Consider the following 21,103-nt stretch of genomic DNA (forward strand, 5'->3'; position numbering starts at 1 on the left):
CGGAGCGGGCCGAAACACGGGTGCGAGCGCGGCGCGCGGCACCGACCGAGGAGAAAACAAGCATGGCCGGACATTCCAAGTGGGCCAACATCCAGCACCGCAAGGGCCGCCAGGACGAGAAGCGCGGCAAGGTCTGGACCCGCATCATCCGCGAGATCACGGTGGCGGCGCGCCAGGGCGGAGCCGATGTCAGCGCCAACCCGCGCCTGCGTCTGGCCATCGACAAGGCCAAGGCGGCCAACATGCCGGCCGACCGCATCAAGTACAACGTCGACAAGGCCTCGGGCAACCTCGAGGGCGTGAACTACGAGGAGATCCGCTACGAGGGCTACGGCATCGGCGGGGCGGCGATCATCGTCGACACGATGACCGACAACCGCGTGCGCACCGTGGCCGACGTGCGCCATGCCTTCTCCAAGTACGGCGGCAACCTGGGCACCGACGGTTCGGTGTCCTTCCAGTTCAAGCACTGCGGCCAGCTGGTGTTCGCGCCCGGCACCGACGAGGACCGGGTCATGGAGCTCGCCCTCGAGGCCGGGGCCGACGACGTGGTCACCGGCGAGGACGGCTCCATCGAGGTGCTGACGCCGCCGCACGACTTCGAGTCGGTCAAGGACAGGCTGCAGGGCGCCGGCCTGAACGCCGAGATCGCCGAGGTGACGATGCGTGCGGAGAACACCATCGAGCTGACCGGCGAGGACGCCCAGCGCATGCAGAAGCTGCTGGACGTGCTCGAGGACCTGGACGACGTGCAGGAAGTTTTCCACAACGCGGCAATGGACGAATGAACTCCCGTATGAAAGTCATGGTGATCGGCGGCGGTGGCCGCGAACACGCGCTCGCGTGGAAACTGGCGCAATCGCCGCGTGTGCAGAAGGTGTTCGTGGCCCCCGGCAACGGTGGCACGGCGCTGGACCCGCGCATGCAGAACGTCGCGCTCGGCGACGTGCAGGCGCTGGCCGACTTCGCCCAGGCCGAGAAGGTCGGCCTGACCGTGGTCGGGCCCGAGGCGACGCTGGCCGCCGGCGTGGTCGACGAGTTCCGCAACCGCGGCCTGCGCATCTTCGGCCCGAGCCGGGCCGCCGCGCAGCTCGAGAGCTCGAAGGCCTTCGCCAAGTCCTTCATGAAGCGCCACGGCATCCCGACGGCGGCCTACGACACCTTCACCGATCCGGTGGCCGCCCACGCCTACATCGACCGCATGGGCGCGCCCATCGTGATCAAGGCCGACGGCCTGGCCGCCGGCAAGGGCGTGGTCGTGGCGATGACGCTCGACGAGGCCCACCAGGCGGTCGACTGGATGCTGGCCGACGAGGCCGACAACAAGCTCGGCGTGCAGCACAACGCCGGTGGCGCGCGGGTGGTGATCGAGGAGTTCCTGCAGGGCGAGGAAGCCAGCTTCATCGTGCTGTGCGACGGCCGCAACATCCTGCCGCTGGCCACCAGCCAGGACCACAAGCGCCTGGGCGATGGCGACACCGGCCCGAACACCGGCGGCATGGGCGCCTACTCGCCCGCGCCGGTCGTCACGCCCAACGTGCACGCCAAGGCGATGCAGGACATCATCCGCCCGACCATCGAGGGCATGGCACGCGATGGCATCCCGTTCACCGGCTTCCTCTACGCCGGGCTGATGATCGACGCCAAGGGCCAGCCGAAGACGCTCGAGTTCAACACCCGCCTGGGCGACCCCGAGACCCAGCCCATCCTGATGCGTCTGAAGAGCGACCTGCTGGAGGTGCTGCTGCGGGCCACCGACGGCCAGCTCGACCAGGTGCAGCTCGACTGGGACCGCCGGGTCGCGCTGGGGGTCGTGATGGCCGCCGCCGGCTATCCGCTCGATCCGCGCAAGGGCGACGTCATCCGCGGCCTGCCGGCCGAGGCCGACGACTGCATGGTCTTCCACGCCGGCACGGCCCCCGCCGGCACCGGCGTGAGCACCAGCGGCGGGCGGGTGCTGTGCGTGACCGCGCTGGGCGACTCGGTGCGCACCGCGCAGCAGCGTGCCTACCTGACCACGCAGCAGGTGCAGTTCGATGGCGCGCAGTACCGCCACGACATCGGCCATCGGGCCATCAAGCGGCCGGGCCACTGAATGCAGCCGACCCCGCACGAGGCTGCCCAGCCCACCGTCGAGGCGGTGCGTGACTACCTGACCGGCCTGCAGCAGCGCATCTGCGCGGCCGTCGGCGCGGCCGATGGCCAGGCCTTCGGCATCGACGCCTGGGAGCGTCCGCCCGGCGGGCGCCTCGAGGGCTCGGGCATCACCCGGGTGCTCGAGGGTGGCGAGCTGATCGAGCGGGGCGGCTGCGCCTTCTCGCAGGTGCGCGGACCGGCGCTGCCGGCCTCGGCCACGCAGCACCGCCCGGAGCTCGCCGGCGCGCCGTTCGAGGCCATGGGCGTGTCGCTGGTGTTCCACCCGCGCAACCCGCATGTGCCGACGGTGCACATGAACGTGCGCATGCTGGCGGCCACGCCCACCGAGGGCCCGCTGGCGGGCCGCACGGTGCGCTGGTTCGGTGGCGGCATGGACCTGACGCCCTACTACGGCGTCGAGGCCGACGCGGTGCATTTTCACCGCACCTGCGCGCAGGCGCTGGCGCCGTTCGGCGACGGGCTCTACCCGCGCTTCAAGCAGTGGTGCGACGAGTACTTCTTCCTGCGCCACCGCAACGAGGCCCGCGGCGTGGGCGGCATCTTCTTCGACGACTTCGCCGAGCTGGGCCCGGCGCGCGACTTCGAGCTGCTGCGCAGCGTCGGCGACGCGCTGCTGGCCGCCTGGCTGCCGATCGCCCAGGCGCGCCGCCACCAGCCCTACGACGAGGCGCAGCGGCGTTTCCAGGCGCTGCGGCGTGGCCGCTACGTCGAGTTCAACCTGGTCTGGGACCGCGGCACGCTGTTCGGCCTGCAGTCGGGCGGGCGCACCGAGTCCATCCTGATGTCGATGCCGCCGCAGGCCGACTGGAGCTACCAGTGGGCACCGGTGCCCGGATCGGCCGAGGCGCGCCTCTACACCGACTTCCTGCCGGTGCGTGACTGGCTGGGCCTGCAGTCCGGCGTGGCGCCTGCCGGTGACTGAGCCCGTGCGCCGGCCCGCGGCGCGGCGCATCGGCCTGCTCGGCGGCAGCTTCGATCCCGTGCACCGCGCCCACCGGGCGCTGGCCGAGGTCGCGCTGGCGCAGCTCGGCCTGGACGAGCTGCGCTGGGTGGTGGCCGGTCGGCCCTGGCAGAAGCCGGCGCAGCAGGCCGATGCGATGCACCGGGCAGCGATGGTCGGCCTGGCCATCGCCGACGAGCCGCGCTTCGTGCTCGAGCGCTGCGAGCTCGAGCGTGACGGGCCCAGCTACACGATCGACACCGTGCGCTCGCTGCAGGGCGGCCGCCCGCCCGAGGCGCTGCCCGACGACTGGTTCCTGGTGCTCGGCCAGGACCAGTACGCCAACTTCGCCACCTGGCGCGAGTGGCCCGAGCTGCTGGCGCGCGTGACGCTGGCCGTGGCCGGTCGTGCCGGCCAGCCGGTCGAGGCGCCCGCGGCCCTGGCCAGCGTGGCGCACCGTGTGGCCACGCTGCCGATGCCGGCCTCGACGCTGTCGTCCACCGACATCCGCCGCCGCCTTCGCGACGGCACTTCCCCCGATCTGCTGGCACCCCGAATGGTGGAGCCGGCCGTGGCAAGCTATATTGCGCGCCTTGGTCTCTATCGAGATCCCCCTATCCCCGAACCGCGTCATTCGCGCATTGAACCCCGGAACTGAATGGACATCCGCAAGCTGCAACGAGCCATCGTCGATGGACTGGAAGACGTGAAGGCCCAAGACATCGTGGTCTTCAACACCGAGCACCTCTCACCGCTGTTCGAACGGGTGGTGATCGCCTCGGGCACCAGCAACCGTCAGACCAAGGCCCTGGCCGCCAGCGTGCGCGACCAGGTCAAGGCGCTGGGCGGCCAGATCCTCAGCATCGAAGGCGAGGACAACGGCGAGTGGATCATCGTCGACTGCGGCTCCGCCGTCGCCCACATCATGCAGCCGGGCATTCGCCAGTACTACCACCTCGAGGAGATCTGGGGTGGCAAGACGGTGAAGGTCAAGCTGGCCAGCGAGGTGCGTCTGCTGCCCAAGGCCTCCGAAGGCCCGGCCGAGGACGACGAGGACACGCCGAAGAAGCCCGCCCGCAAGACCGCCCGCAAGGCGGTCGAGGTGGAAGCCTCGACGACGTCGGCCAAGGAGAAGCCGGCCCGCAAGCGTGCGCCCCGCAAGACCGCGGCCCCCGCTCCGGTCGCTGCACCGGTGCGCCGCTCGAGCTCGACCCGCAAGGATCCCGAGGCGCTGGAACAGGCCAAGGCCGGTGCCGTGCGCGCCGCCAAGGCGGCGGCCGTGGCCGCCGGCCAGAAGGTGGCGGCCAGCAAGGCCCGCGCCGCCAGCCCGGTCGAGGCCGAGCTGGCGCCCAAGGCGGTCAAGCCGGCGGCCCGCAAGTCCGCGGCCGGCAAGACCGCCGCGGTCAAGGCCGTCAAGACGCTGGTCATCCAGCCCGAGACGCGCCGCACCGCGCCGAAGAAGACGGCCGCCCGCAAGACCTCCAGTCGCGCGAAGTGAGCCCCGCGTCCGCCGGTCGAGCCGGTCCGGTGGCGCAAGCCATCGGGCGGGGTCCGCGATGAAGCTGTGGATGGTGGCCGTCGGCCAGCGCCTGCCGGCCTGGGCCGACACCGCCTACGACGACTACGCCAAGCGCTTTCCGCCCGACCTGAGGCTCGAGCTCAAGGCGGTCAAGACCGAGCCGCGCACCCAGGGCAAGCCGGTCGAGGCGCTGATGGCGGCCGAGCGGCAGCGCATCGAGGCCGCGCTGCCGCGGGGCTGCCGCAAGGTGGTGCTCGACGAGCATGGCACCCGCCTGACGACGACCGCGCTGGCCCAGCGCCTGCAGGCCTGGCAGCTCGACGGCCGTGATGTCGCCCTGCTGATCGGCGGCCCCGACGGGCTGGACCCGGCCCTGCGTGAAGGGGCCGATGAGCGCATCCGCCTGTCCGACCTGACGCTGCCCCACGCCTTCGTGCGCGTGATGCTGGCCGAGGCGCTCTACCGCGCCTGGTCGGTGACGGTCGGCCATCCCTACCACCGGGAGTGAGCCATGCCGGCCGACTGGATCTACCTCGCCTCCCAGAGCCCGCGCCGGCGCCAGCTGCTCGACCAGCTCGGCGTGCGCCACGAACTGCTGCTGCCCCGTCCGCATGAGGACGCCGAGGCGCTCGAGGCCGTGCGCCCCGGCGAGGCGCCCGGGGTCTACGTGCGGCGTGTCACGCGCGCCAAGCTGGCCGCGGCCGTGGTGCGGCGCCGGGAGCTCGGCCTGGCCGAAGCCCCCATCCTGTGCGCCGACACCACGGTGGCCATCGACCGCCAGATCCTGGGCAAGCCGGCGGATGCCGAGGACGCCTGCCGCATGCTGGCGCTGCTGGCCGGGCGCGAGCACCGGGTGCTGACGGCCGTGGCGCTGGACCACGCCGGCGCCACGACGCTGCAGGTGAGCGCCTCGCGGGTGCGCTTCGAGCCGCTCAGCCGGGCGCAGATCGAGCGTTACGTCGCCAGCGGCGAGCCCATGGGCAAGGCCGGTGCCTATGCGATCCAGAGCCAGGCGGGCGCCTGGGTGGTGCGCATCGCCGGCAGCTATTCGGGCATCATGGGATTGCCGCTGCACGAGACCGCGGCCCTGCTGCGTCCCTGCGGCTGGGACCTGTGAAGCCAGGCATGACCGGCGCGAGCCAAGGGAGACAAGAACCGTGCAGGACATCCTGATCAACTGGGCGCCGCAGGAAACCCGGGTGGCCATCGTCGAGAACGGGGCCATCCAGGAGCTGCACCTCGAGCGCACGCTCGAGCGTGGCCTCGTGGGCAACATCTACGCCGGCAAGGTCGCGCGCGTGCTGCCCGGCATGCAGAGCGCCTTCGTCGACATCGGGCTCGAGCGGGCGGCCTTCCTGCACGTGGCCGACGTGCACGTGAGCGGCCAGATCGGCCGGGGCCACCACCCCGACGGCCAGCCGCAGCAGCCCATCGAGAAGCTGGTCTTCGAAGGCCAGACCCTGGTGGTCCAGGTCATCAAGGACCCGATCGGCACCAAGGGCGCGCGGCTGTCCACGCAGATCAGCGTGGCCGGGCGCCTGCTGGTCTACCTGCCGCAGGACGAGCACATCGGCATCTCGCAGAAGATCGGCTCGCCCGAGCTGCGCGAGCAGCTGCGCGTGCGCATGGCCGCGCTGGTGGGCACCCGCGACAGCGGCGGGGGCGGGGGGTTCATCCTGCGCACCAATGCCGAGGATGCCACCGACGTGCAGCTGGGCGAGGACATCGCCTACCTGCGCAAGACCTGGGCGAACATCCGCGGGCTGGCGCTCAAGTCGCCGCCGGGCAAGCTGCTGCACGAGGACCTGAGCCTGGTGCAGCGCGTGCTGCGCGACCTGGTCGACGAGCGCACCAGCACCATCCGCATCGATTCACGCATCCAGTTCGAGGCCCTGCAGGCCTTCGGCCAGCAGTTCATGCCCGGGGCCACCGGGCGCCTGCAGCTCTACAACGGCGAGCGGCCGATCTTCGACCTGCACAGCATCGACCAGGAGGTCGAGAAGGCGCTGGCCCGCCGGGTCGACCTCAAGAGCGGCGGCTACCTGGTGATCGACCAGACCGAGGCGCTGACGACGATCGACGTCAACACCGGCGGCTTCGTCGGCGCGCGCAACTTCGACGACACGATCTTCAAGACCAACCTCGAGGCCGCGCAGGCCATCGCGCGCCAGCTGCGCCTGCGCAACCTGGGCGGCATCATCATCCTCGACTTCATCGACATGACCCGCGCCGATCACCAGGACACGGTGCTCGGCGAGCTGCGCAAGCAGCTCGGCCGGGATCGCACCAAGACCACGATCAGCGGCTTCACCCAGCTCGGCCTGGTCGAGATGACCCGCAAGCGCACCCGCGAGTCGCTGGCCCACATGCTCTGCCAGCCGTGCCCGACCTGCGGCGGCCGCGGCCAGGTCAAGACCGCCCGCAGCGTCTGCTACGACATCCTGCGCGAGATCCTGCGCGAGGCGCGCCAGTTCAACCCGAAGGAATTCCGCGTCATCGCCGCCGCCCCGGTGGTCGAGCTGCTGCTCGACGAGGAGAGCCAGCACCTGGCCGGCCTCTCCGACTTCATCGGCAAGCCGATCTCGCTGCAGGCCGAGGCGACGATGAACCCGGAGCAGTACGACATCGTGCTGATGTGAGGTTTCAGCAGGTCCCGCAAGGGCCCGTTTTGTTCTTTTGAAGGCAGGCCAGCCACTCGCGTCGGTACTCCGCGCCGTGCTTCTTGCGCTTCCATTCGCCTTCGCCGAGGAACTTGACTCCAGTGCGGTCGACCAGCCGCTGCAAGGGCTGGACTTCAATTGCACGAAAATCCATGCAATAAATGATCGCTGGATCAAATGTTGTCGCTAGAATTTCGTGCAAATGGCCTCGAGCTGCACGATTCAACTCCACGCTCACGGCGATTGGCACGACGTTGCCAGCGTGAGCTTGCACGGCGCGGAAAACGAGGGCTGGACATCCCGCTCCTACTCAGGCTACGCCGTCGATTGGGCGTTCCAGCACCCTGGCGCGGCGGACGCGCACGCCCTGTGCGCCCGATGGCCCGTCGGTCTGGAACCCCTGCAGGTGCCGCATTGGCCGGTGCAGGCAGTCCCATCAGGCATCTGCGCATCGCGCTCACCCCGCTGTACGACTTCGCACCGATGTACCTCCACCCGGACGGTATCGCGCGGCGCATCCGCTGGGAAGGCAACGACGCCGGTCGACCGGACTGGGCCCGCGTGCTGGACCGTGTCTGCGAACTCGGCGTGCAGGTTCAGAAAGCCCGCCGCAAGAAAGGGACGGACCTGCAACGTGCGCTGCTGGTCGAGGGCCTGAAGGCCATGGTGCCCGCACTGGAGCGCACCGCCACCGACGGTCAAGTCCTGGGTCTGGAGGCTGACGTTCTCAACCATCTGCGTCCCGGCATCCTGGCCCAGGCCCGGCAACTGGCCGCGCTGGCCTGAACCGATCATGGACAAACGCTTCAACACCCTCTCGATCCCCGAGCAGCTGGAGTTGCGCAGGCAGGCCATCGACGATGTGCTTGCACATCCGGAATGGCCACTGGCGCAGGCCGTGCGCCACCTCAAGAAGACCATGCGACTGACCACGGCGGAAATGGCCAAGCTCTCAGGCATCGGCTACCGGACCATGCAGGACATCGAGCAGGAGCGCAGTGACGGCAGCGTCCAGACCATGAACCGCATCTTCGGCATGCTGGGGCTCAAGCTCGGCGTGGTGCGAATGGGTGGCGAGCTGGGTTCGGTGCTGGGTGATGAGACTGACCCGGATTGACCGGGGTGCTCTGACCGCGGCGAGTGGCTGCCGGTCGACTGAGCCACGTCTGGGTGTGGACCCTGGACCGTGACCTGGCCGGCCTCGAGCGTCCGGCACGGCGCACATCGCCATGGCTCGGCGAGCAGCGCCAGCACCTTGCCAGCAGGCGGGCGCCTCGGCCGCTCACTGCTCGTGCTCCCACTGCGCCAGCATGTCGGCCGACAGCGCGGCGCGCACCTGGGCATCGTCGATCTTTTCCTTCAGCAGGCTGATCTTCAGATAGGGGAAGCCCTTGGCGACCAGTTCGTCCCAGCGGAAATAGGTGTCGTTGGCGCTGTAGCAGTCGCTCGACAGCATCGGGAACAGCGCCTCGACCCGCAGGCCGCCATCCTTCAGCCGCTGCGTCAGGCGCGTCTCGTAGACGTCGATCACCATCTCCTTGGTCCGGAAGTTCTGGATCGAGGCCATCGTCTGCTCGAAGACGCCGCGGTGCAGCGCCTCGTTCTGGAACACCAGGAAGAAGCTCTGCAGATGGGGGATGGGCGCGATGCTCTCGGTCGTGCCGAGCACGTCGGCCGGGCTGCGGCGGATGCGCTGGATCAGCTCGAGGAAATGCGCCTGCTGCAGCGGCCCGATGATGCTGTCGTTGACCAGCACGACCCGGTCGAAGCGCGAGCGTTCATACAGCCGCGAGGCCAGGTGTGACCAGGCGGCGAAGTCGTAGCCCTGGTTCTCGCGCACGAAGACGGCCATGCAGTCCCGGCGCAGCGCGTCATCGAGCGTGAAGCGGTCGGCGGGGCAGGGCGTGTTGAGCACCAGCGCGACATCGAAGCCGGCGGCCGCGAACGCGGCGATGTGGCGCCTGACGTGTGCCTTCACCATCGGCTGGGCGGTGAAGCTGACGAACAGGCACAGCTCGCGCCCGCTCGGCGCTCGCTGGTGGAGCGCCGTCATCGCCACGGACGTGGCCAGCCGGGGCGCGTCGCCCAGCATGTCGAGCAGCTGGTCGTAGCGGTTCTGGACCTTGCGGAATTCCCGCCTGCGCACATAGGGCAGTCGGGCCTTGAGGCCACGGCGCCAGGCGCGCAGGCGATGCTTGAAACGGATCCAGGGGCTGTTCTCGGGCATGTCGGGAGTCAAGGGTTGCAATCTCGGTCGTTCAGGGCGGCGGGCTTGACCGCCTCCAGCTCCCACAGGAACCAGGCGTGCGGACCGCGGACGGGTCGACCTCGGGCCCGCCGCAGGCTGTCGCGGATCCGGTGCGCGCACCGCCGCGGCCACGACACCGGCTCCGGCGGCTCGGGGGGCGAGTCGTCCGGTCGTGCGCTCGTGTGCTGCGACGGGTCGACCCACTCGGCCCGCCGCACCGAAAAACGGCCGGCGAAGCCGTACATCCGCGCCATCGGCTGCTCGCCGCAGAAATACGCGTGGGTGCGCTCGGTGATGATGTTGACGTGGGTGGGGTCCTGGAAGGCCTCGATGCTGGGGTAGGTCGGCGTGATGGCGTAGAAGCGTCCGCCCGGGGCCAGCACCCGCCAGACCTCGTCCATCAGCCGCACGAACGGAAACAGGGTGGAGGTTCCGCTGGGCGTGACGATCAGCCGGGGCACGTGCTCGATGAAGTCGAAGGCCGAGACCGAGGCAAAGCTGTGGTCCGGCCAGGGGATCGGGTGGAGCACCAGGTTGGCGACGCGGTACTGGATCGACGGGTCGGGCAGGTCGGCCGGATCCAGCGCCTGCAGGTCGACGCCGCACAGCTGCCGGCGACCGTAGGGGTTGCGCGGACAGCGGCCGCAGCCGAGGTCCAGGTGTCGATCGGGGAGCGTCATCCGCGGATTATTGCCCCCGGACCCGGCCGTGGCGCCTCGCCATGTGGCGCTGGCTCAGACGGGTCGCCAGCGGCTGCCGCTGCGCAGCATGTGCAGGCTGCTGCCGTGCTGCGCCATCTCCTCGCGGGACCAGCGCTCGCGCTGGCGCTCGCGCTGCAGCTTGAAGCGCTTGCGCCCCAGCCAGCCCAGGCCGAGGCGACTGTAGAAATAGTGCCGGTCGCCCAGCGTCTTGGCGCCGGTCTCCTGCTTGATCGCCTTCTGGGTGATCGAGCCGAAGTGGTGCAGCACGGCGTCGCCGACCGTGCCCACCGGGAGGCCCGAGCGCAGGCAGCGCACCAGGAACTCGATGTCCTCGTGGCCGCCCAGGCGCCGGTCGGTGTCGGGGAAGCCGATCTGCTCGAACACGCTGCGGTGCACGGCGAAACACACGCCGTGGAACCAGCCGCGCCGCACCGTGCCGGCCATGCGGCGCTGGTAGTCGGGGGCGAAGGTGGCGAAGCCGTAGTCGTCGTCGCCCTCGAGCAGCGCCGGGCTGACGACCTTCAGGCCTTCGCGCTCGGCCGCGTCGAGCATCGTGTCGATGGCGCGCGGCCCGCTGAGGATGTCGTTGTTGAGCAGCACGACCCAGTCGGCGTCACCGCACAGGAAGGCGCCTTGCGCCCAGGCGCCGCCGCAGCCCAGGTTGACGCGGTTGTGCACCGAGCGCAGGGCCGGGGTGTCGGCCAGCCAGCGGGGCGTGTCGTCGGTGCTGGCGTTGTCGATCACCAGGATGTCGCCGGGGGCCACGCCGTGCTCGATCAGGCTCTCGACGCCCTGGCGGGTGTAGCGCAGCTGGTTGAGCACGGGGATGACGATGCGGTAGCGGGAGAAGACGCTCATCGGGATTCAGTTCTCGACCAGTCGATAGTGCTTGTGGCTGAGGTCCCAGCCGAACCAGCGCTCCAGCCGCATCGCATGGCGGTGCTTGCGCTCGCGGCGCGTCAGCGCGTGGTCCGGATCGGGTTCGAAGAAGGGTTCGGCGTCGCTGGCCAGCCAGGGCTGCACCACCGCCGGGTGGCTGCCCTCGAAGCGGCGCAGCGCCTGCGGGTCCAGGCTGTAGCGCATCTTCGGGGCGGCGCTCGACCAGTACTTGCTGACCTGGTCCATCTTGGCCTGCATGTAGTCGAGCCGGCGCACGTGGCCGTAGTGGTAGATGTGGGCGTTGGCCAGCGCGGCCTTCGGGTGGCGGCCCTGGCGGTGGCGGTCCATCACGACCCAGAACTGGCCGTCGGGCGCGTAGGTGCGGATGGTGTTGCGGATCAGCCGGCATTCGCGCCGGTACCAGGCCGGGCTGACGGCCAGCCACTGCGGCGAGCCGTAGAAGTGCAGGTAGTCGAACACCAGCGCCTCGACCTCGGGGTTGCCGTGGTGGCGATCGACCGACGCCCGGATGGCGGCCAGCTCGCCCTCGTGCAGCACCTCGTCGCCCTCGAGGTAGAAGGCCCAGTCGCCGGTGCAGGCGTACTGCGCGATCATCTTCTGCTGGGCATAGACGAAGCCACGCTCGGCCATGCGCTCGTTCCAGAGCGTGTCGATGATGCGCAGCTTGGGCTCGCGGGCGGCCAGCGCCCGCACGCGGGCGACGGTGTCGTCCTCGCCCGCGCCCAGCGCGATCACGAACTCGTCGACCAGCGGCAGCAGCGAGCGGATCGAGGCCTCGAACGGAAAGCCGAGCTTCACGCCGTTGCGCAGGAAGGTGAAGCCGCTGATGACGGCGCGCGCGCTCATGACTGGAACTGCAGCGCGTGCAGTCGGGCGAACAGGCCACCACGGGCCAGCAGTTCGGCGTGCGTGCCCTGCTCGGCGATGCGCCCGCCGTCGAGCACGACCACCCGGTCGGCCCGCTCGATGGTCGACAGGCGGTGGGCGATGACGATCGAGGTGCGCCCGGCCATCAGGCGCTCGAGCGCGCCCTGCACCAGGTGCTCGGACTCGGAGTCCAGCGCCGAGGTGGCCTCGTCGAGGATCAGCAGCGGCGCGTCCTTGTAGACCGCGCGCGCGATCGCCAGGCGCTGGCGCTGGCCTCCGGACAGGCGCTGGCCGTTGTGGCCGATGACGGTGTCCATGCCCTCGGGCAGGCTGGCGACGAAGTCCTGCAGGTTGGCCGCCACCAGCGCGGCCTGCACCCGCTCGCGGTCGAGCTCGAAGCCGAGCGAGACGTTGGCCGCGACGCTGTCGTTGAACAGCACCACGTCCTGGCTGACCAGCGCGAACTGGCGCCGCAGCGCCTCGATGTTCCACTCCTGCAGCGCGACGCCGTCGATCTCGACCCGCCCGCTGGTGGCCTCGATGAAGCGCGGCAGCAGGTTGATCAGCGTGGTCTTGCCCGCGCCCGACGGGCCCACCAGCGCCAGCACCTGGCCGGCCGGGATGTCCAGGCTGATGCCGTCGAGCGCGGCCGCACCCTGTTCGCCGTAGCGCACGCCCACGTCCTTCAGCGCGATCGTGCCGGTCGCGCGGGCCGGGGCGTAGGGGCCGTCCTGCTCCTGCGGCACGGTGTCGATCAGGTCGAGCGCCCGGTCCAGCGAGGCCAGGCCGCGCGTGATGGGCACCGCCACCTCGGAGAGCTTCTTGATCGGGCTGACCAGCATCAGCATCGTGGTGATGAAGGCGACGAAGCTGCCCACCGACTGCTGCTCCTGCCCGCTCTGCCACATGGCGGTGACGATGACCGCCGACAGCGCGATGGCCGCGAGGATCTGCGTCAGCGGGGTCATCGTCGAGGCGGCGGCGACCGACTTCAGCGCCAGGCGGCGCATGTGGTCGCTCATGCGGAAGAAACGTTCGGTCTGCTGCGCCTGGGCGCCATGCAGGCGCACCACCCGCCAGGCCTGCACGTTCTCCTCGACCGTGTAGGCGAGGTTGTCGGCGGCCCGCTGGCCCTCGTGGGTCAGGCGGTGCAGCCGGCGGCTGAGCGTGCGCATCACGTAGGCCAGCGCCGGGAACAGCACGGCCACGAACAGCGTGAGCTTCCAGTTCATCCAGATCAGCGAGCCCAGCAGCGCCACCACGGTCAGCAGGTCACGGAACAGCGACAGGCCCGAGCTCGACAGCTGCAGCGCGCCGCTCTGCACCTCGTGGGCGAGCATGTTGGTCAGCATGCTGGCCGAGTGGTCGGCGTAGAGGCGAGGGTGGGCGTCCATCAGCCGGGTGAACAGGGTCTGGCGCAGCTTCTGCGTGCCCTCGTAGGCCACCCAGGCCAGGCAGTACTGCGCCACGTAACCCGCCAGGCCCCGGATGAAGAACAGGCCGACGACGACCACGGGCACCTGCCACAGCGGCACGCCGCCCTTGAAGCCTTCGTCGAGCAGGTACTTCAGCAGCTGCGGCACCAGCGGCTCGCAGCCGGCGACCACGACCGTGGCCACGGTGGACAGGATGAAAGCCCGTCGGGTATGGGAAAAATACGGCCAGATGCGGCCCAGGCGGCTGCGCAGATGCGAAAACGACACGCGATTTGTACTTTCTGCAGGAGGGGACGGAGCGGGCGAGATTATGGCCCGCGCGCCCGGCCGGCCTTCGCGGCGGCGGGGCGTCTCTACAATGCGCGGGTTCGAACCACGCCTTGATGCAATCGCCTTGACAGCTCCGATCGTTACCCCGCCGAGCGTGCCGGCCCTTCGCCCCAGGATCTCGGTCTACGTGATCGCCTTCAACGAGGCCGAGAAGATCCGCGACGCGGTGTCGAGCGTGCTGTGGGCCGACGAGATCATCGTGGCCGACTCGCACAGCACCGACGGCACCGTCGAGATCGCCGAGGGCCTGGGCGCCCGGGTGGTGCAGATCGACTTCCAGGGCTTCGGCGACCTGCGCAACCGCGCGATCGCCCAGTGCCGCGGCGACTGGATCTTCAGCCTCGATGCCGACGAGCGCTGCACGCCCGAGGTGCGCGACGAGGTGCTGGCGCTGGTCGACGGCGCGGCGCGCCACGACGCCTACTGGGTGCCCCGGCGCAACTACTTCATGGGCCGCTGGATCCGCCACTCCGGCTGGTACCCGAACTTCCGCCAGCCGCAGCTCTTCCGCCGCGGCGCGATGCGCTACACGATGGAGCCGGTGCACGAGGGCTACGAGATGCTGTCGGGCGGCCAGCCGGGCGTGCTGCGCCACGCGATCTCGCAGTTCCCCTTCCGCAACCTCGACGAGGTGATGCGCAAGGCCAACCGCTACTCCACGCTGGGGGCGGCCAAGGTCAGGCCGGGCCGCGCGTCGATGTCGCGCGCGCTGGTCAGCGCCACCTGGGCCTTCGTCAAGCACCTGGTCTTCAAGCGCGGGCTGCTCGACGGCTGGGCCGGATTCATCATCGCCTTCGCCTATTTCGAGCAGACTTTCTACCGCTACGCCAAGCGCTGGGAACAAGACATGGACTTTCAGCGTCCACCCCAGGCGCCCGTGCGGCGCACCGACCGGCCGGCGTGACGCCGCCGCTCACCGACACGACCTTCCATCCGTTCCATGCCACCACTGATCGACATGACATTGAACCGACGCTCGTTGCTGGGCACCCTCGGAGCCGGCACGCTGCTGGGCAGTCCGCTCGCGGCGCTGGCCCAGTTCCGTGTCGAGGTCTCGGGCATCGGCGCCACGCAGGTGCCCATCGCGATCGCGAAGTTCAAGGACGAGGACCGCGCGCCGCAGCCGATCTCGGCCATCGTGCGCGCCGACCTGGAGCGCAGCGGGCTGTTCAAGATGATCGATGCCTCGTCGGCCAACCTCGACGAGAGCGCCAAGCCGGTGCTGTCGGAGTGGCGCTCGCGGGGCACCGACGCCTTGCTGGCCGGCTCGGTCACCCGCCTGGCCGACGGCCGCTTCGACCTGCGCTACCGGCTCTGGGACGTGGTCAAGGGCAGCGAGATCGGCCTGCAGAGCACGGCCGTGCCCAAGGACGACCTGCGCCTGCATGCCCACCGCATCGCCGACGAGGTCTACCAGCGCCTGACCGGCGACAAGGGCATCTTCTCGACCCGCATCGCCTACGTCTCCAAGGCCGCCGGCCTCTACTACCTCTGGGTGGCCGACGCCGACGGGCTGGGCGCCCAGGAGGCGCTGCGCAGCGCCGAGCCCATCATCTCGCCGGCCTGGTCGCCCGACGGCCGCGAGCTGGCCTACGTGTCCTTCGACACCCGCAAGGCGGTCGTGGTGGTGCAGGACGTCTCGAGCGGCAAGCGCCGGGTCGTGGCCAACTTCAAGGGCTCCAACAGCGCCCCGGCCTGGTCGCCCGACGGCGAGCGGCTGGCGGTGACGCTCACGCGCGACGGCATCTCGCAGCTCTACGTGATGAACCGCCGCGGCGAGGGCCTGCAGCGCCTGACCAGCAGCGGCGCGATCGACACCGAGGCCGCCTGGGCGCCCGACGGTCGCAGCCTCTACTTCGTCAGCGACCGGGGCGGCGGCCCGCAGGTCTACCGCATGCCGGCGGGCGGCGGGGGCGCCGAGCGCGTGACCTTCTCCGGCAACTACAACATCAGCCCGGCGATCAGCCCGGACGGCCGCTACATGGCCTACATCACGCGCCAGGGCGGCGCCTTCAAGCTGATGCTGATGGACCTGGCCGGGGGCAGCGTCACCGGCCTGACCGAGACGAGCGAGGACGAGAGTCCGTGCTTCGCCCCCAACAGCCGCCTGATCATCTACGCGAGCCGCGCCGGTGGCCGCGACGTGCTGATGACCACCAACCTCGACGGCACGGTGCGCGCACGGCTGGCCGCGCCGCAGGCCGACGTGCGCGAGCCCGTCTGGGGCCCGTTCCAGCGCTGATCCCTCGATCCCTGTGGAGAAACTGATGCAAACACGAACTGCTCATTCGACGGCCTGGCGGGCCTGCTGTGTCTGGATGGCGGCCGCGTCGGTGCTCGCCCTGGCCGGATGTGCGTCCAGCACCCGGCTGGATGGTCCGGCGCCCGTGGAGTCCCGCGGCGCGGGCGGGGCCGGGGCCGACGGGGCCGGTGGCACCGGTTCCGGCGTCGACGGCGCGGGCGGCAGCGCCTCGCAGGTCGCCCGCGTCGACCTGGCCGGGGGCGCCGATGCCGCCGGGGCGGCTGCCCAGGCGGGCGGTCGCATCGTCTACTTCGACTACGACAGCTACGTGGTGCGCCAGGATGGCCAGGCCATCGTGGCCGCCAACGCCCGACGCCTGAGCGCCGACCCGAAGCGCCGCCTGCTGGCCGAGGGCCACACCGACGAGCGTGGCGGGCGCGAGTACAACCTCGCGCTGGGCCAGAAGCGGGCCGACGCGGTGGTGCAGGCGATGCTGCTGCTGGGCGTCAAGGACGGCCAGGTCGAGGCGGTCAGCTTCGGCAAGGAGCGCCCGGCCGAGACCGGCTCGGGTGAGGCGGTGTGGGCCAGGAACCGCCGCGTCGAACTGAAGGACCGCTGACATGTCCACCGTCCACCGACTGCGCGCCGTGGCCGCCTCCGCCCTGGTGGCGCTGGCCTGCACGGCCGCCTGGCAGCCGGCGCATGCCGGCCTGTTCGACGACGAGGAGGCCCGCAAGGCCATCCTCGACCTGCGCAACCGCATCGACCAGAACCAGAAGGCGGCGCTGGCCCGCGAGGCCGATTTCAACGAGCAGATGGCGACCACGCGCCGCAGCATGCTCGACCTGAATGCCCAGATCGAGACGCTGCGCGCCGAGGTGGCCCGCCTGCGTGGGGCCGACGAGCAGTCGACCCAGTCGATCAAGGAGCTGGCCAGGGACCTGGCCGAGGTGCAGCGCAAGCAGAAGGACCTGAGCTCCGGCGTCGAGGACCGCCTGCGCCGCTTCGAGCCGCAGAAGGTCAGCCTCGACGGACGCGAGATCACCGTCGACCCGCAGGAAAAACGGGCCTACGACGACGCGATCGCCGTGCTGCGCAAGGGCGAGTTCCCGGCCGCGATCCAGGCCTTCCAGGGCTTCGAGCAGCGTTTCCCGTCCAGCCCGTACGCCGGCCATGTGCAGTACTGGCTGGGCAATGCCTACTACGGCAACGGCGACGTGAAGGCCGCGATGGGCTCGTTCCGCAGCATGCTGTCGGCCACGCCCGACCACCCGCGCGCTGCCGAGGCCATGCTGGCGCTGGCGAACTGCCAGATCGAGCTCAAGGACCCCAAGACCGCCCGCAAGACGCTGGAGAACCTGGTCAAGAGCTTCCCGCAGTCCGAGGCGGCCCAGGCGGCCCGCGACCGGCTGGCCCGGCTCAAGTGAGGCGGCGTTGCGCGTGAGCGAGGCGATGGAGGCCGATCTCGAGCGGCGTTTCGGCGGCCTGCGCCGACTCTGGGGCGACGAGGCCTACGCCCGCCTGCGCGGCGCGTCGGTCGGTGTGGTCGGGGTCGGCGGGGTCGGCTCCTGGGCGGCCGAGGCGCTGGCGCGCTGCGGCGTTGCCGAGCTGCTGCTGGTCGACCTGGACCAGGTCGCCGAGTCCAACATCAACCGCCAGGTCCAGGCGCTCGGGGCCACCGTCGGTGCCGCCAAGGTCGACGCGCTGCGGGCGCGCATCGCCGACATCCATCCCGGCTGCCAGGTCCGCGTCGTCGAGGACTTCGTCGAGCCCGACCGTTTCCCGCAGATGCTGCCGGTGCGTCCGCAGGTGCTGATCGACGCCTGCGACGACCGCCAGGCCAAGCGGGCCATGGCCCGCTGGGCGCTGGCCGGCCCGCACGCGCTCGTGATGGTCGGTGCCGCCGGCGGCAAGAGCGAGGTGCAGCGCATCGACCTGGCTGACCTGGCCGATGTCACCCACGACCCCTTGCTCGGGCGCCTGCGCCGGCAGCTGCGGCAGGAGGGGCTGGCTCCCGCGTCCGGCCCGATCGGCCTGCGCTGCGTGTTCTCCCGCGAGACCGTGCAGCAGCCCGACAGCAGCTGCTCGACCGACGGCAGCCTGAACTGCCACGGCTACGGCTCCTGCGTGATGGTGACCGCCTCGTTCGGCATGGCCGCCGCGGCTGAAGCCGTGCGCCTGATCCGCACCGGCGCGGCCTGAGCCCGGCATTGGCGGAATTTTGGCGCGCAAGTGTTGACACCCAACAATTTCATTGCTTAAAATCTAAGGCTTCACTGGTTCAGGGTTGTTAGCTCAGTTGGTAGAGCAGCGGACTTTTAATCCGTAGGTCGCAGGTTCGAGTCCCGCACAACCCACCAAATCTGTGATATAGTGGAAGGCTCCGGTTAAGTCGGAGTTGATAAGTGGGGCTCTTAGCTCAGTTGGTAGAGCAGCGGACTCTTAATCCGTAGGTCGAGTGTTCGAGTCACTCAGGGCCCACCACCCACACCAGTTTCATTTCGCCCTGGCGAACACGCTGAAAAGCGGATTCATCAGGACGAGACGGGCTCTTAGCTCAGTTGGTAGAGCAGCGGACTCTTAATCCGTAGGTCGAGTGTTCGAGTCACTCAGGGCCCACCAAAATTTAAGAACGAAAACAAGGACTTAGCGAGAGCTAGGTCCTTTTTTCATTGGGCATCGGACTTTTGATGTCCGTTGCTCGGTGCATGTCCGGGGTGGGGAGGTCAGGTCCGCTTGAGGGGCTGGTCTTTCGGGCTCGTGGACCTGCTGCCGTGACGTCGTGCCCCGGGGTTTTGATGCTCCTGTGCCAGATGCGATGTGAGGCGGCGTCGACGAGGCACCACAGTGCGGTCTTGTCGGTCCTGGACGCACGAGGTCCGAGCGGAGCGGTGCGTTCCGCGTGTGACTTCGACACGTGCACTTCTGTGAGCCCCCAAACCCCCCCAAGGGCTTCAAGAACTTGAGTCGCACCGACGTTGGGTGGGGAGGAACCGCGCTCGGTCCTTCTCGATCCCTCCGTGCCGCTGTCTTGATCGTGCGGCTGCAGGCGTACTGAAGCGTTCCTTCCGTGCCGTCTCCAGTTCAGGGGCTGGGCTGGATTCCGCCTCACGCCTCACTGAGTTTCAAACTCATGACCACGTCTCTGTCAGATCTTCCGGACCGTTCGTCCAATTGGAGCTGCGTCTGGCAATGTTGTGAACGAGTACCGCGCCGACGTCTGTTCGGTTGCGTGGCGAGCAGGAGGGGTGGCTACATTTTGTCCCACAGTAATCAAACCATGGGGCGGGACAACAGCAGGTTGTGGAGGCTCGCCCCCCCAGCATCAATGCGATCAGCCCTCTTCGTCGACTTCGACAATGTTTACACCGGACTGCGCAGCCTAAGCCCAGCCTACGCCGACACCTTCGCCGCAAATCCGTCGCGCTGGATGGCCTGGTTGACCGATGCTCTTCAGCGCCCAGCTGGTGCCGACGGCAGCGCGGCGCGGCGCATCTTGGTCCGGCGCTGCTATCTCAACCCGGTGGTTTACCAGCGCCATCGAATTGGCTTTAGCCGAGCCGGCTTCGAGATTGTCGATTGCCCACCCATGACGAAGGCCGGCAAGACCAGCACGGACATCCACATGGTGCTGGACATCATCGACGTCCTTCAGGCCAGCACCCGCTACGACGAGTTCATCGTCTTTTCGGCAGATGCGGACTTCACCCCGGTGCTGCGCAAGCTCCGGCGAGAGGACCGGCGAACGACGATCTTTGCGGCCGGTGCTACCTCCGCGTCCTACGACGCTTCCGCCGACCTGATCGTCGACTTGGACGCCTTCATCCATGATGCACTCGGCTTCGATGATGAAGAAGCTGCTCGCGAGACCCCCAATCTGGAAAGCCTGCTCGCGCAGGCCGAAGGGCTGGTTTGGGAGACGGTCGACAACGCAGACCAGCCCGTCCCATTGCCGGGACTGACCAAGATACTGGCCACGCGCATTCCGGCGCTGCCAGCAACTGAATGGGCCGGCAAAGGAACGTTCTTTGCGCTGCTCAAGAGCCTGCCGCTGGATCCACTGCGCATTGATCGAGAAGAGAACACCTTGCTCGATCCTCGCCGTTTGAATGGGCATGCAAACGGCACGACGGCCGCTAGAGTCGTCATGCCGTCAGGCTCGCCGAACAAATCGGACCCTCGGCAGGCTGCGCAGGTTGCCGACCAGCTTTCTCGGCTCATCGCCGACGAGGTGGCCGAGTCCAACCGCCCGATCGCGGTGGCGCGGCTCGCCCAACTCGCCCGTGCGGAGTTCCCCGGCATCGAGGTGACTTGGCTCGGTCACGGCAGCTGGAAGAAGCTGCTGGAGTCACTTCGCCCACCCCATGTCAAGATCGTCTGGCAGCAATTGGCTGGCTGGGCGCTCGATCCCGATCGGCACACACTGGACCTAGCGGCGGCTGGCACGGTTGCCCACGTCTCAGCGGCCGACAGTGCGCGTGCCGCGAAGGTTTCCCGCCTGCTGGAAGCGGTTGACCTTCCTTTGTTGGAGCCTGCCAAGTACCGTGCACAACTGGAAGCGTTGTCCATGGCTCTGGACGACCAGCCCTACGTGCTGACCAACGTCACCAAGTCAATGCGCGACCACTGCCAGCGCTTGGGGCAGCCGGTCAGTCGTGAGCAATGCCTGCGGCTGTTGCGCACATTGGTGTACGACGGCTTCAACCCTGAAGCTGATCCCCACGGCTTCGAGGATCTTGTGGCGATGACCTGCGGGGTGATCGTCTCGGCTTGTGATCGTGAAGGTGTGCCTGTAGACGACGCCGACCGCTTCGAGCTTCTGCAGTGGATGACAGATCAAGAGGCTGAAGCGGTTGAGTGAGAGGGAATCTCCACATCTCTTGCGGCAAACGTAGCTGTCCAGTCCCGAATGTTTATGAGCCCGCCGACAAAAAGCTTGGGCGTACTGGAGCGTACCTTCCGTACCGCCGTCGGAATTCGAAGAGTACATCCACTTCAGAGGCAACATCAGGGCGATTGCATGAAGCCACGGTCTCAACATATGGCAGGAGGCTGAGCGACATGGGAGCGTCATCGCGGCTGCAAGCCCAACAGGAACTGCAG

The 21,103-nt window shown here is 69.1% G+C and carries 21 protein-coding genes, 3 tRNA genes and 1 pseudogene; 19 read left to right on the forward strand and 6 right to left on the reverse strand.

What is annotated here, in order from left to right; translation table 11 throughout:
- Nucleotides 1-62 precede the first annotated feature (62 nt).
- From C7444_RS13540 to rng, 8 genes are read left to right on the forward strand one after another with little or no spacing between them, the layout of a single operon-like run.
- Entirely contained in the window at nucleotides 63-788 is a 726-nt protein-coding gene (locus C7444_RS13540; protein ID WP_110401377.1) for a YebC/PmpR family DNA-binding transcriptional regulator, read from the forward strand.
- Between the two features lie 8 nt (nucleotides 789-796).
- Entirely contained in the window at nucleotides 797-2,095 is a 1,299-nt protein-coding gene (gene purD / locus C7444_RS13545; RefSeq protein ID WP_110401378.1) for a phosphoribosylamine--glycine ligase, read from the forward strand.
- Nucleotides 2,096-3,079 (forward strand): oxygen-dependent coproporphyrinogen oxidase, encoded by a 984-nt coding sequence (hemF, locus tag C7444_RS13550; protein WP_110401379.1) that lies wholly within the window; start codon nucleotides 2,096-2,098, stop codon nucleotides 3,077-3,079.
- Entirely contained in the window at nucleotides 3,072-3,755 is a 684-nt protein-coding gene (gene nadD / locus C7444_RS13555) for a nicotinate (nicotinamide) nucleotide adenylyltransferase (RefSeq protein ID WP_245909558.1), read from the forward strand. Before hemF ends, nadD begins: the two co-directional genes overlap by 8 nt.
- On the forward strand, nucleotides 3,756-4,595 hold the full coding sequence (gene rsfS, locus C7444_RS13560) for a ribosome silencing factor (RefSeq protein WP_110401381.1): 840 nt from the start codon (nucleotides 3,756-3,758) through the stop codon (nucleotides 4,593-4,595). It abuts the gene before it with no gap.
- Nucleotides 4,596-4,653: 58 nt separating this feature from the next.
- On the forward strand, nucleotides 4,654-5,124 hold the full coding sequence (gene rlmH, locus C7444_RS13565) for a 23S rRNA (pseudouridine(1915)-N(3))-methyltransferase RlmH (RefSeq protein WP_110401382.1): 471 nt from the start codon (nucleotides 4,654-4,656) through the stop codon (nucleotides 5,122-5,124).
- Nucleotides 5,125-5,127: 3 nt separating this feature from the next.
- Complete coding sequence (locus C7444_RS13570; RefSeq protein WP_110401383.1) at nucleotides 5,128-5,733, forward strand: Maf family protein; 606 nt, start codon at nucleotides 5,128-5,130, stop codon at nucleotides 5,731-5,733.
- A 40-nt stretch (nucleotides 5,734-5,773) separates the two neighbouring features.
- The gene (gene rng, locus C7444_RS13575) at nucleotides 5,774-7,255 is read left to right on the forward strand and encodes a ribonuclease G (protein ID WP_110401384.1); all 1,482 of its coding nucleotides are present in this window, start codon (nucleotides 5,774-5,776) and stop codon (nucleotides 7,253-7,255) included.
- Nucleotides 7,256-7,307: 52 nt separating this feature from the next.
- Here the strand turns inward: rng and C7444_RS21005 are convergent.
- A pseudogene (locus C7444_RS21005) lies at nucleotides 7,308-7,400 on the reverse strand (IS5/IS1182 family transposase); the annotation flags it as partial.
- A gap of 359 nt (nucleotides 7,401-7,759) precedes the next feature.
- Here C7444_RS21005 and C7444_RS20670 point away from each other — a divergent pair.
- Both C7444_RS20670 and C7444_RS13585 read left to right on the forward strand, forming a co-directional pair.
- Complete coding sequence (locus C7444_RS20670; RefSeq protein ID WP_245909559.1) at nucleotides 7,760-8,062, forward strand: hypothetical protein; 303 nt, start codon at nucleotides 7,760-7,762, stop codon at nucleotides 8,060-8,062.
- Between the two features lie 7 nt (nucleotides 8,063-8,069).
- Nucleotides 8,070-8,393: a helix-turn-helix domain-containing protein gene (locus tag C7444_RS13585; protein ID WP_110401385.1), complete on the forward strand. Its 324-nt coding sequence runs from the start codon at nucleotides 8,070-8,072 to the stop codon at nucleotides 8,391-8,393.
- Nucleotides 8,394-8,558: 165 nt separating this feature from the next.
- Here the strand turns inward: C7444_RS13585 and C7444_RS13590 are convergent, their stop codons facing one another.
- Genes C7444_RS13590 through msbA form a run of 5 tightly spaced genes read right to left on the reverse strand, consistent with a single transcriptional unit; the run spans nucleotide 8,559 to nucleotide 13,695 of the window.
- The gene (locus C7444_RS13590) at nucleotides 8,559-9,503 is read right to left on the reverse strand and encodes a rhamnan synthesis F family protein (RefSeq protein WP_110401386.1); all 945 of its coding nucleotides are present in this window, start codon (nucleotides 9,501-9,503) and stop codon (nucleotides 8,559-8,561) included.
- A gap of 8 nt (nucleotides 9,504-9,511) precedes the next feature.
- Nucleotides 9,512-10,204, reverse strand: a complete 693-nt coding sequence (locus tag C7444_RS13595) for a methyltransferase domain-containing protein (RefSeq protein ID WP_110401387.1) — start codon at nucleotides 10,202-10,204, stop codon at nucleotides 9,512-9,514.
- A 54-nt stretch (nucleotides 10,205-10,258) separates the two neighbouring features.
- A complete protein-coding gene (locus C7444_RS13600) occupies nucleotides 10,259-11,083 on the reverse strand; it encodes a glycosyltransferase family 2 protein (protein ID WP_110401388.1) in 825 nt (274 codons plus the stop codon).
- Between the two features lie 6 nt (nucleotides 11,084-11,089).
- Complete coding sequence (locus C7444_RS13605; RefSeq protein ID WP_110401389.1) at nucleotides 11,090-11,971, reverse strand: glycosyltransferase family protein; 882 nt, start codon at nucleotides 11,969-11,971, stop codon at nucleotides 11,090-11,092.
- Complete coding sequence (gene msbA, locus C7444_RS13610; protein WP_245909560.1) at nucleotides 11,968-13,695, reverse strand: lipid A export permease/ATP-binding protein MsbA; 1,728 nt, start codon at nucleotides 13,693-13,695, stop codon at nucleotides 11,968-11,970. The genes C7444_RS13605 and msbA overlap by 4 nt, the downstream gene beginning before the upstream one ends.
- A 157-nt stretch (nucleotides 13,696-13,852) precedes the next feature.
- Here msbA and C7444_RS13615 point away from each other — a divergent pair, with 157 nt between their 5' ends.
- The 9 genes from C7444_RS13615 to C7444_RS13655 all read left to right on the forward strand — a co-directional run bounded on the left by C7444_RS13615 (nucleotide 13,853) and on the right by C7444_RS13655 (nucleotide 20,861).
- Entirely contained in the window at nucleotides 13,853-14,662 is an 810-nt protein-coding gene (locus C7444_RS13615) for a glycosyltransferase family 2 protein (RefSeq protein WP_245909561.1), read from the forward strand.
- A 54-nt stretch (nucleotides 14,663-14,716) separates the two neighbouring features.
- Nucleotides 14,717-16,000, forward strand: coding sequence for a Tol-Pal system beta propeller repeat protein TolB (tolB, locus tag C7444_RS13620; RefSeq protein WP_110401391.1), 1,284 nt, complete (start codon nucleotides 14,717-14,719; stop codon nucleotides 15,998-16,000).
- Between the two features lie 25 nt (nucleotides 16,001-16,025).
- On the forward strand, nucleotides 16,026-16,619 hold the full coding sequence (locus tag C7444_RS13625) for an OmpA family protein (protein ID WP_245909562.1): 594 nt from the start codon (nucleotides 16,026-16,028) through the stop codon (nucleotides 16,617-16,619).
- 1 nt (nucleotide 16,620) lies between these two features.
- Entirely contained in the window at nucleotides 16,621-17,427 is an 807-nt protein-coding gene (gene ybgF, locus C7444_RS13630) for a tol-pal system protein YbgF (protein WP_110401393.1), read from the forward strand.
- A 25-nt stretch (nucleotides 17,428-17,452) separates the two neighbouring features.
- Nucleotides 17,453-18,202, forward strand: a complete 750-nt coding sequence (locus tag C7444_RS13635) for a tRNA threonylcarbamoyladenosine dehydratase (protein WP_110401394.1) — start codon at nucleotides 17,453-17,455, stop codon at nucleotides 18,200-18,202.
- An 82-nt stretch (nucleotides 18,203-18,284) separates the two neighbouring features.
- Nucleotides 18,285-18,360: transfer RNA gene (locus C7444_RS13640), tRNA-Lys, on the forward strand.
- A 48-nt stretch (nucleotides 18,361-18,408) separates the two neighbouring features.
- Nucleotides 18,409-18,484 (forward strand) — tRNA-Lys (locus tag C7444_RS13645).
- Nucleotides 18,485-18,546: 62 nt separating this feature from the next.
- Nucleotides 18,547-18,622, forward strand: a tRNA-Lys gene (locus tag C7444_RS13650).
- A gap of 706 nt (nucleotides 18,623-19,328) precedes the next feature.
- Nucleotides 19,329-20,861 (forward strand): NYN domain-containing protein, encoded by a 1,533-nt coding sequence (locus C7444_RS13655; RefSeq protein ID WP_110401409.1) that lies wholly within the window; start codon nucleotides 19,329-19,331, stop codon nucleotides 20,859-20,861.
- Nucleotides 20,862-21,103 lie beyond the last annotated feature (242 nt).

The sequence above is a fragment of the Sphaerotilus hippei genome, assembly GCF_003201595.1.
Taxonomy (GTDB): Bacteria; Pseudomonadota; Gammaproteobacteria; order Burkholderiales; family Burkholderiaceae_C; genus Sphaerotilus; species Sphaerotilus hippei.

Excerpts from the sequence above, each read along its gene's own strand:
- C7444_RS13600 (WP_110401388.1), bottom strand. The coding sequence starts at position 11,083 with ATGAGCGTCTTCTCCCGCTACCGCATCGTCATCCCCGTGCTCAACCAG.
- purD (WP_110401378.1), top strand. The coding sequence starts at position 797 with ATGAAAGTCATGGTGATCGGCGGCGGTGGCCGCGAACACGCGCTCGCG.
- C7444_RS20670 (WP_245909559.1), top strand. The coding sequence starts at position 7,760 with ATGTACCTCCACCCGGACGGTATCGCGCGGCGCATCCGCTGGGAAGGC.
- C7444_RS13635 (WP_110401394.1), top strand. The coding sequence starts at position 17,453 with ATGGAGGCCGATCTCGAGCGGCGTTTCGGCGGCCTGCGCCGACTCTGG.
- rsfS (WP_110401381.1), top strand. The coding sequence starts at position 3,756 with ATGGACATCCGCAAGCTGCAACGAGCCATCGTCGATGGACTGGAAGAC.
- hemF (WP_110401379.1), top strand. The coding sequence starts at position 2,096 with ATGCAGCCGACCCCGCACGAGGCTGCCCAGCCCACCGTCGAGGCGGTG.
- C7444_RS13570 (WP_110401383.1), top strand. The coding sequence starts at position 5,128 with ATGCCGGCCGACTGGATCTACCTCGCCTCCCAGAGCCCGCGCCGGCGC.
- ybgF (WP_110401393.1), top strand. The coding sequence starts at position 16,621 with ATGTCCACCGTCCACCGACTGCGCGCCGTGGCCGCCTCCGCCCTGGTG.
- rlmH (WP_110401382.1), top strand. The coding sequence starts at position 4,654 with ATGAAGCTGTGGATGGTGGCCGTCGGCCAGCGCCTGCCGGCCTGGGCC.
- tolB (WP_110401391.1), top strand. The coding sequence starts at position 14,717 with ATGACATTGAACCGACGCTCGTTGCTGGGCACCCTCGGAGCCGGCACG.
- C7444_RS13585 (WP_110401385.1), top strand. The coding sequence starts at position 8,070 with ATGGACAAACGCTTCAACACCCTCTCGATCCCCGAGCAGCTGGAGTTG.
- C7444_RS13605 (WP_110401389.1), bottom strand. The coding sequence starts at position 11,971 with ATGAGCGCGCGCGCCGTCATCAGCGGCTTCACCTTCCTGCGCAACGGC.
- C7444_RS13625 (WP_245909562.1), top strand. The coding sequence starts at position 16,026 with ATGCAAACACGAACTGCTCATTCGACGGCCTGGCGGGCCTGCTGTGTC.
- C7444_RS13540 (WP_110401377.1), top strand. The coding sequence starts at position 63 with ATGGCCGGACATTCCAAGTGGGCCAACATCCAGCACCGCAAGGGCCGC.
- C7444_RS13590 (WP_110401386.1), bottom strand. The coding sequence starts at position 9,503 with ATGCCCGAGAACAGCCCCTGGATCCGTTTCAAGCATCGCCTGCGCGCC.
- C7444_RS13655 (WP_110401409.1), top strand. The coding sequence starts at position 19,329 with ATGCGATCAGCCCTCTTCGTCGACTTCGACAATGTTTACACCGGACTG.
- C7444_RS13595 (WP_110401387.1), bottom strand. The coding sequence starts at position 10,204 with ATGACGCTCCCCGATCGACACCTGGACCTCGGCTGCGGCCGCTGTCCG.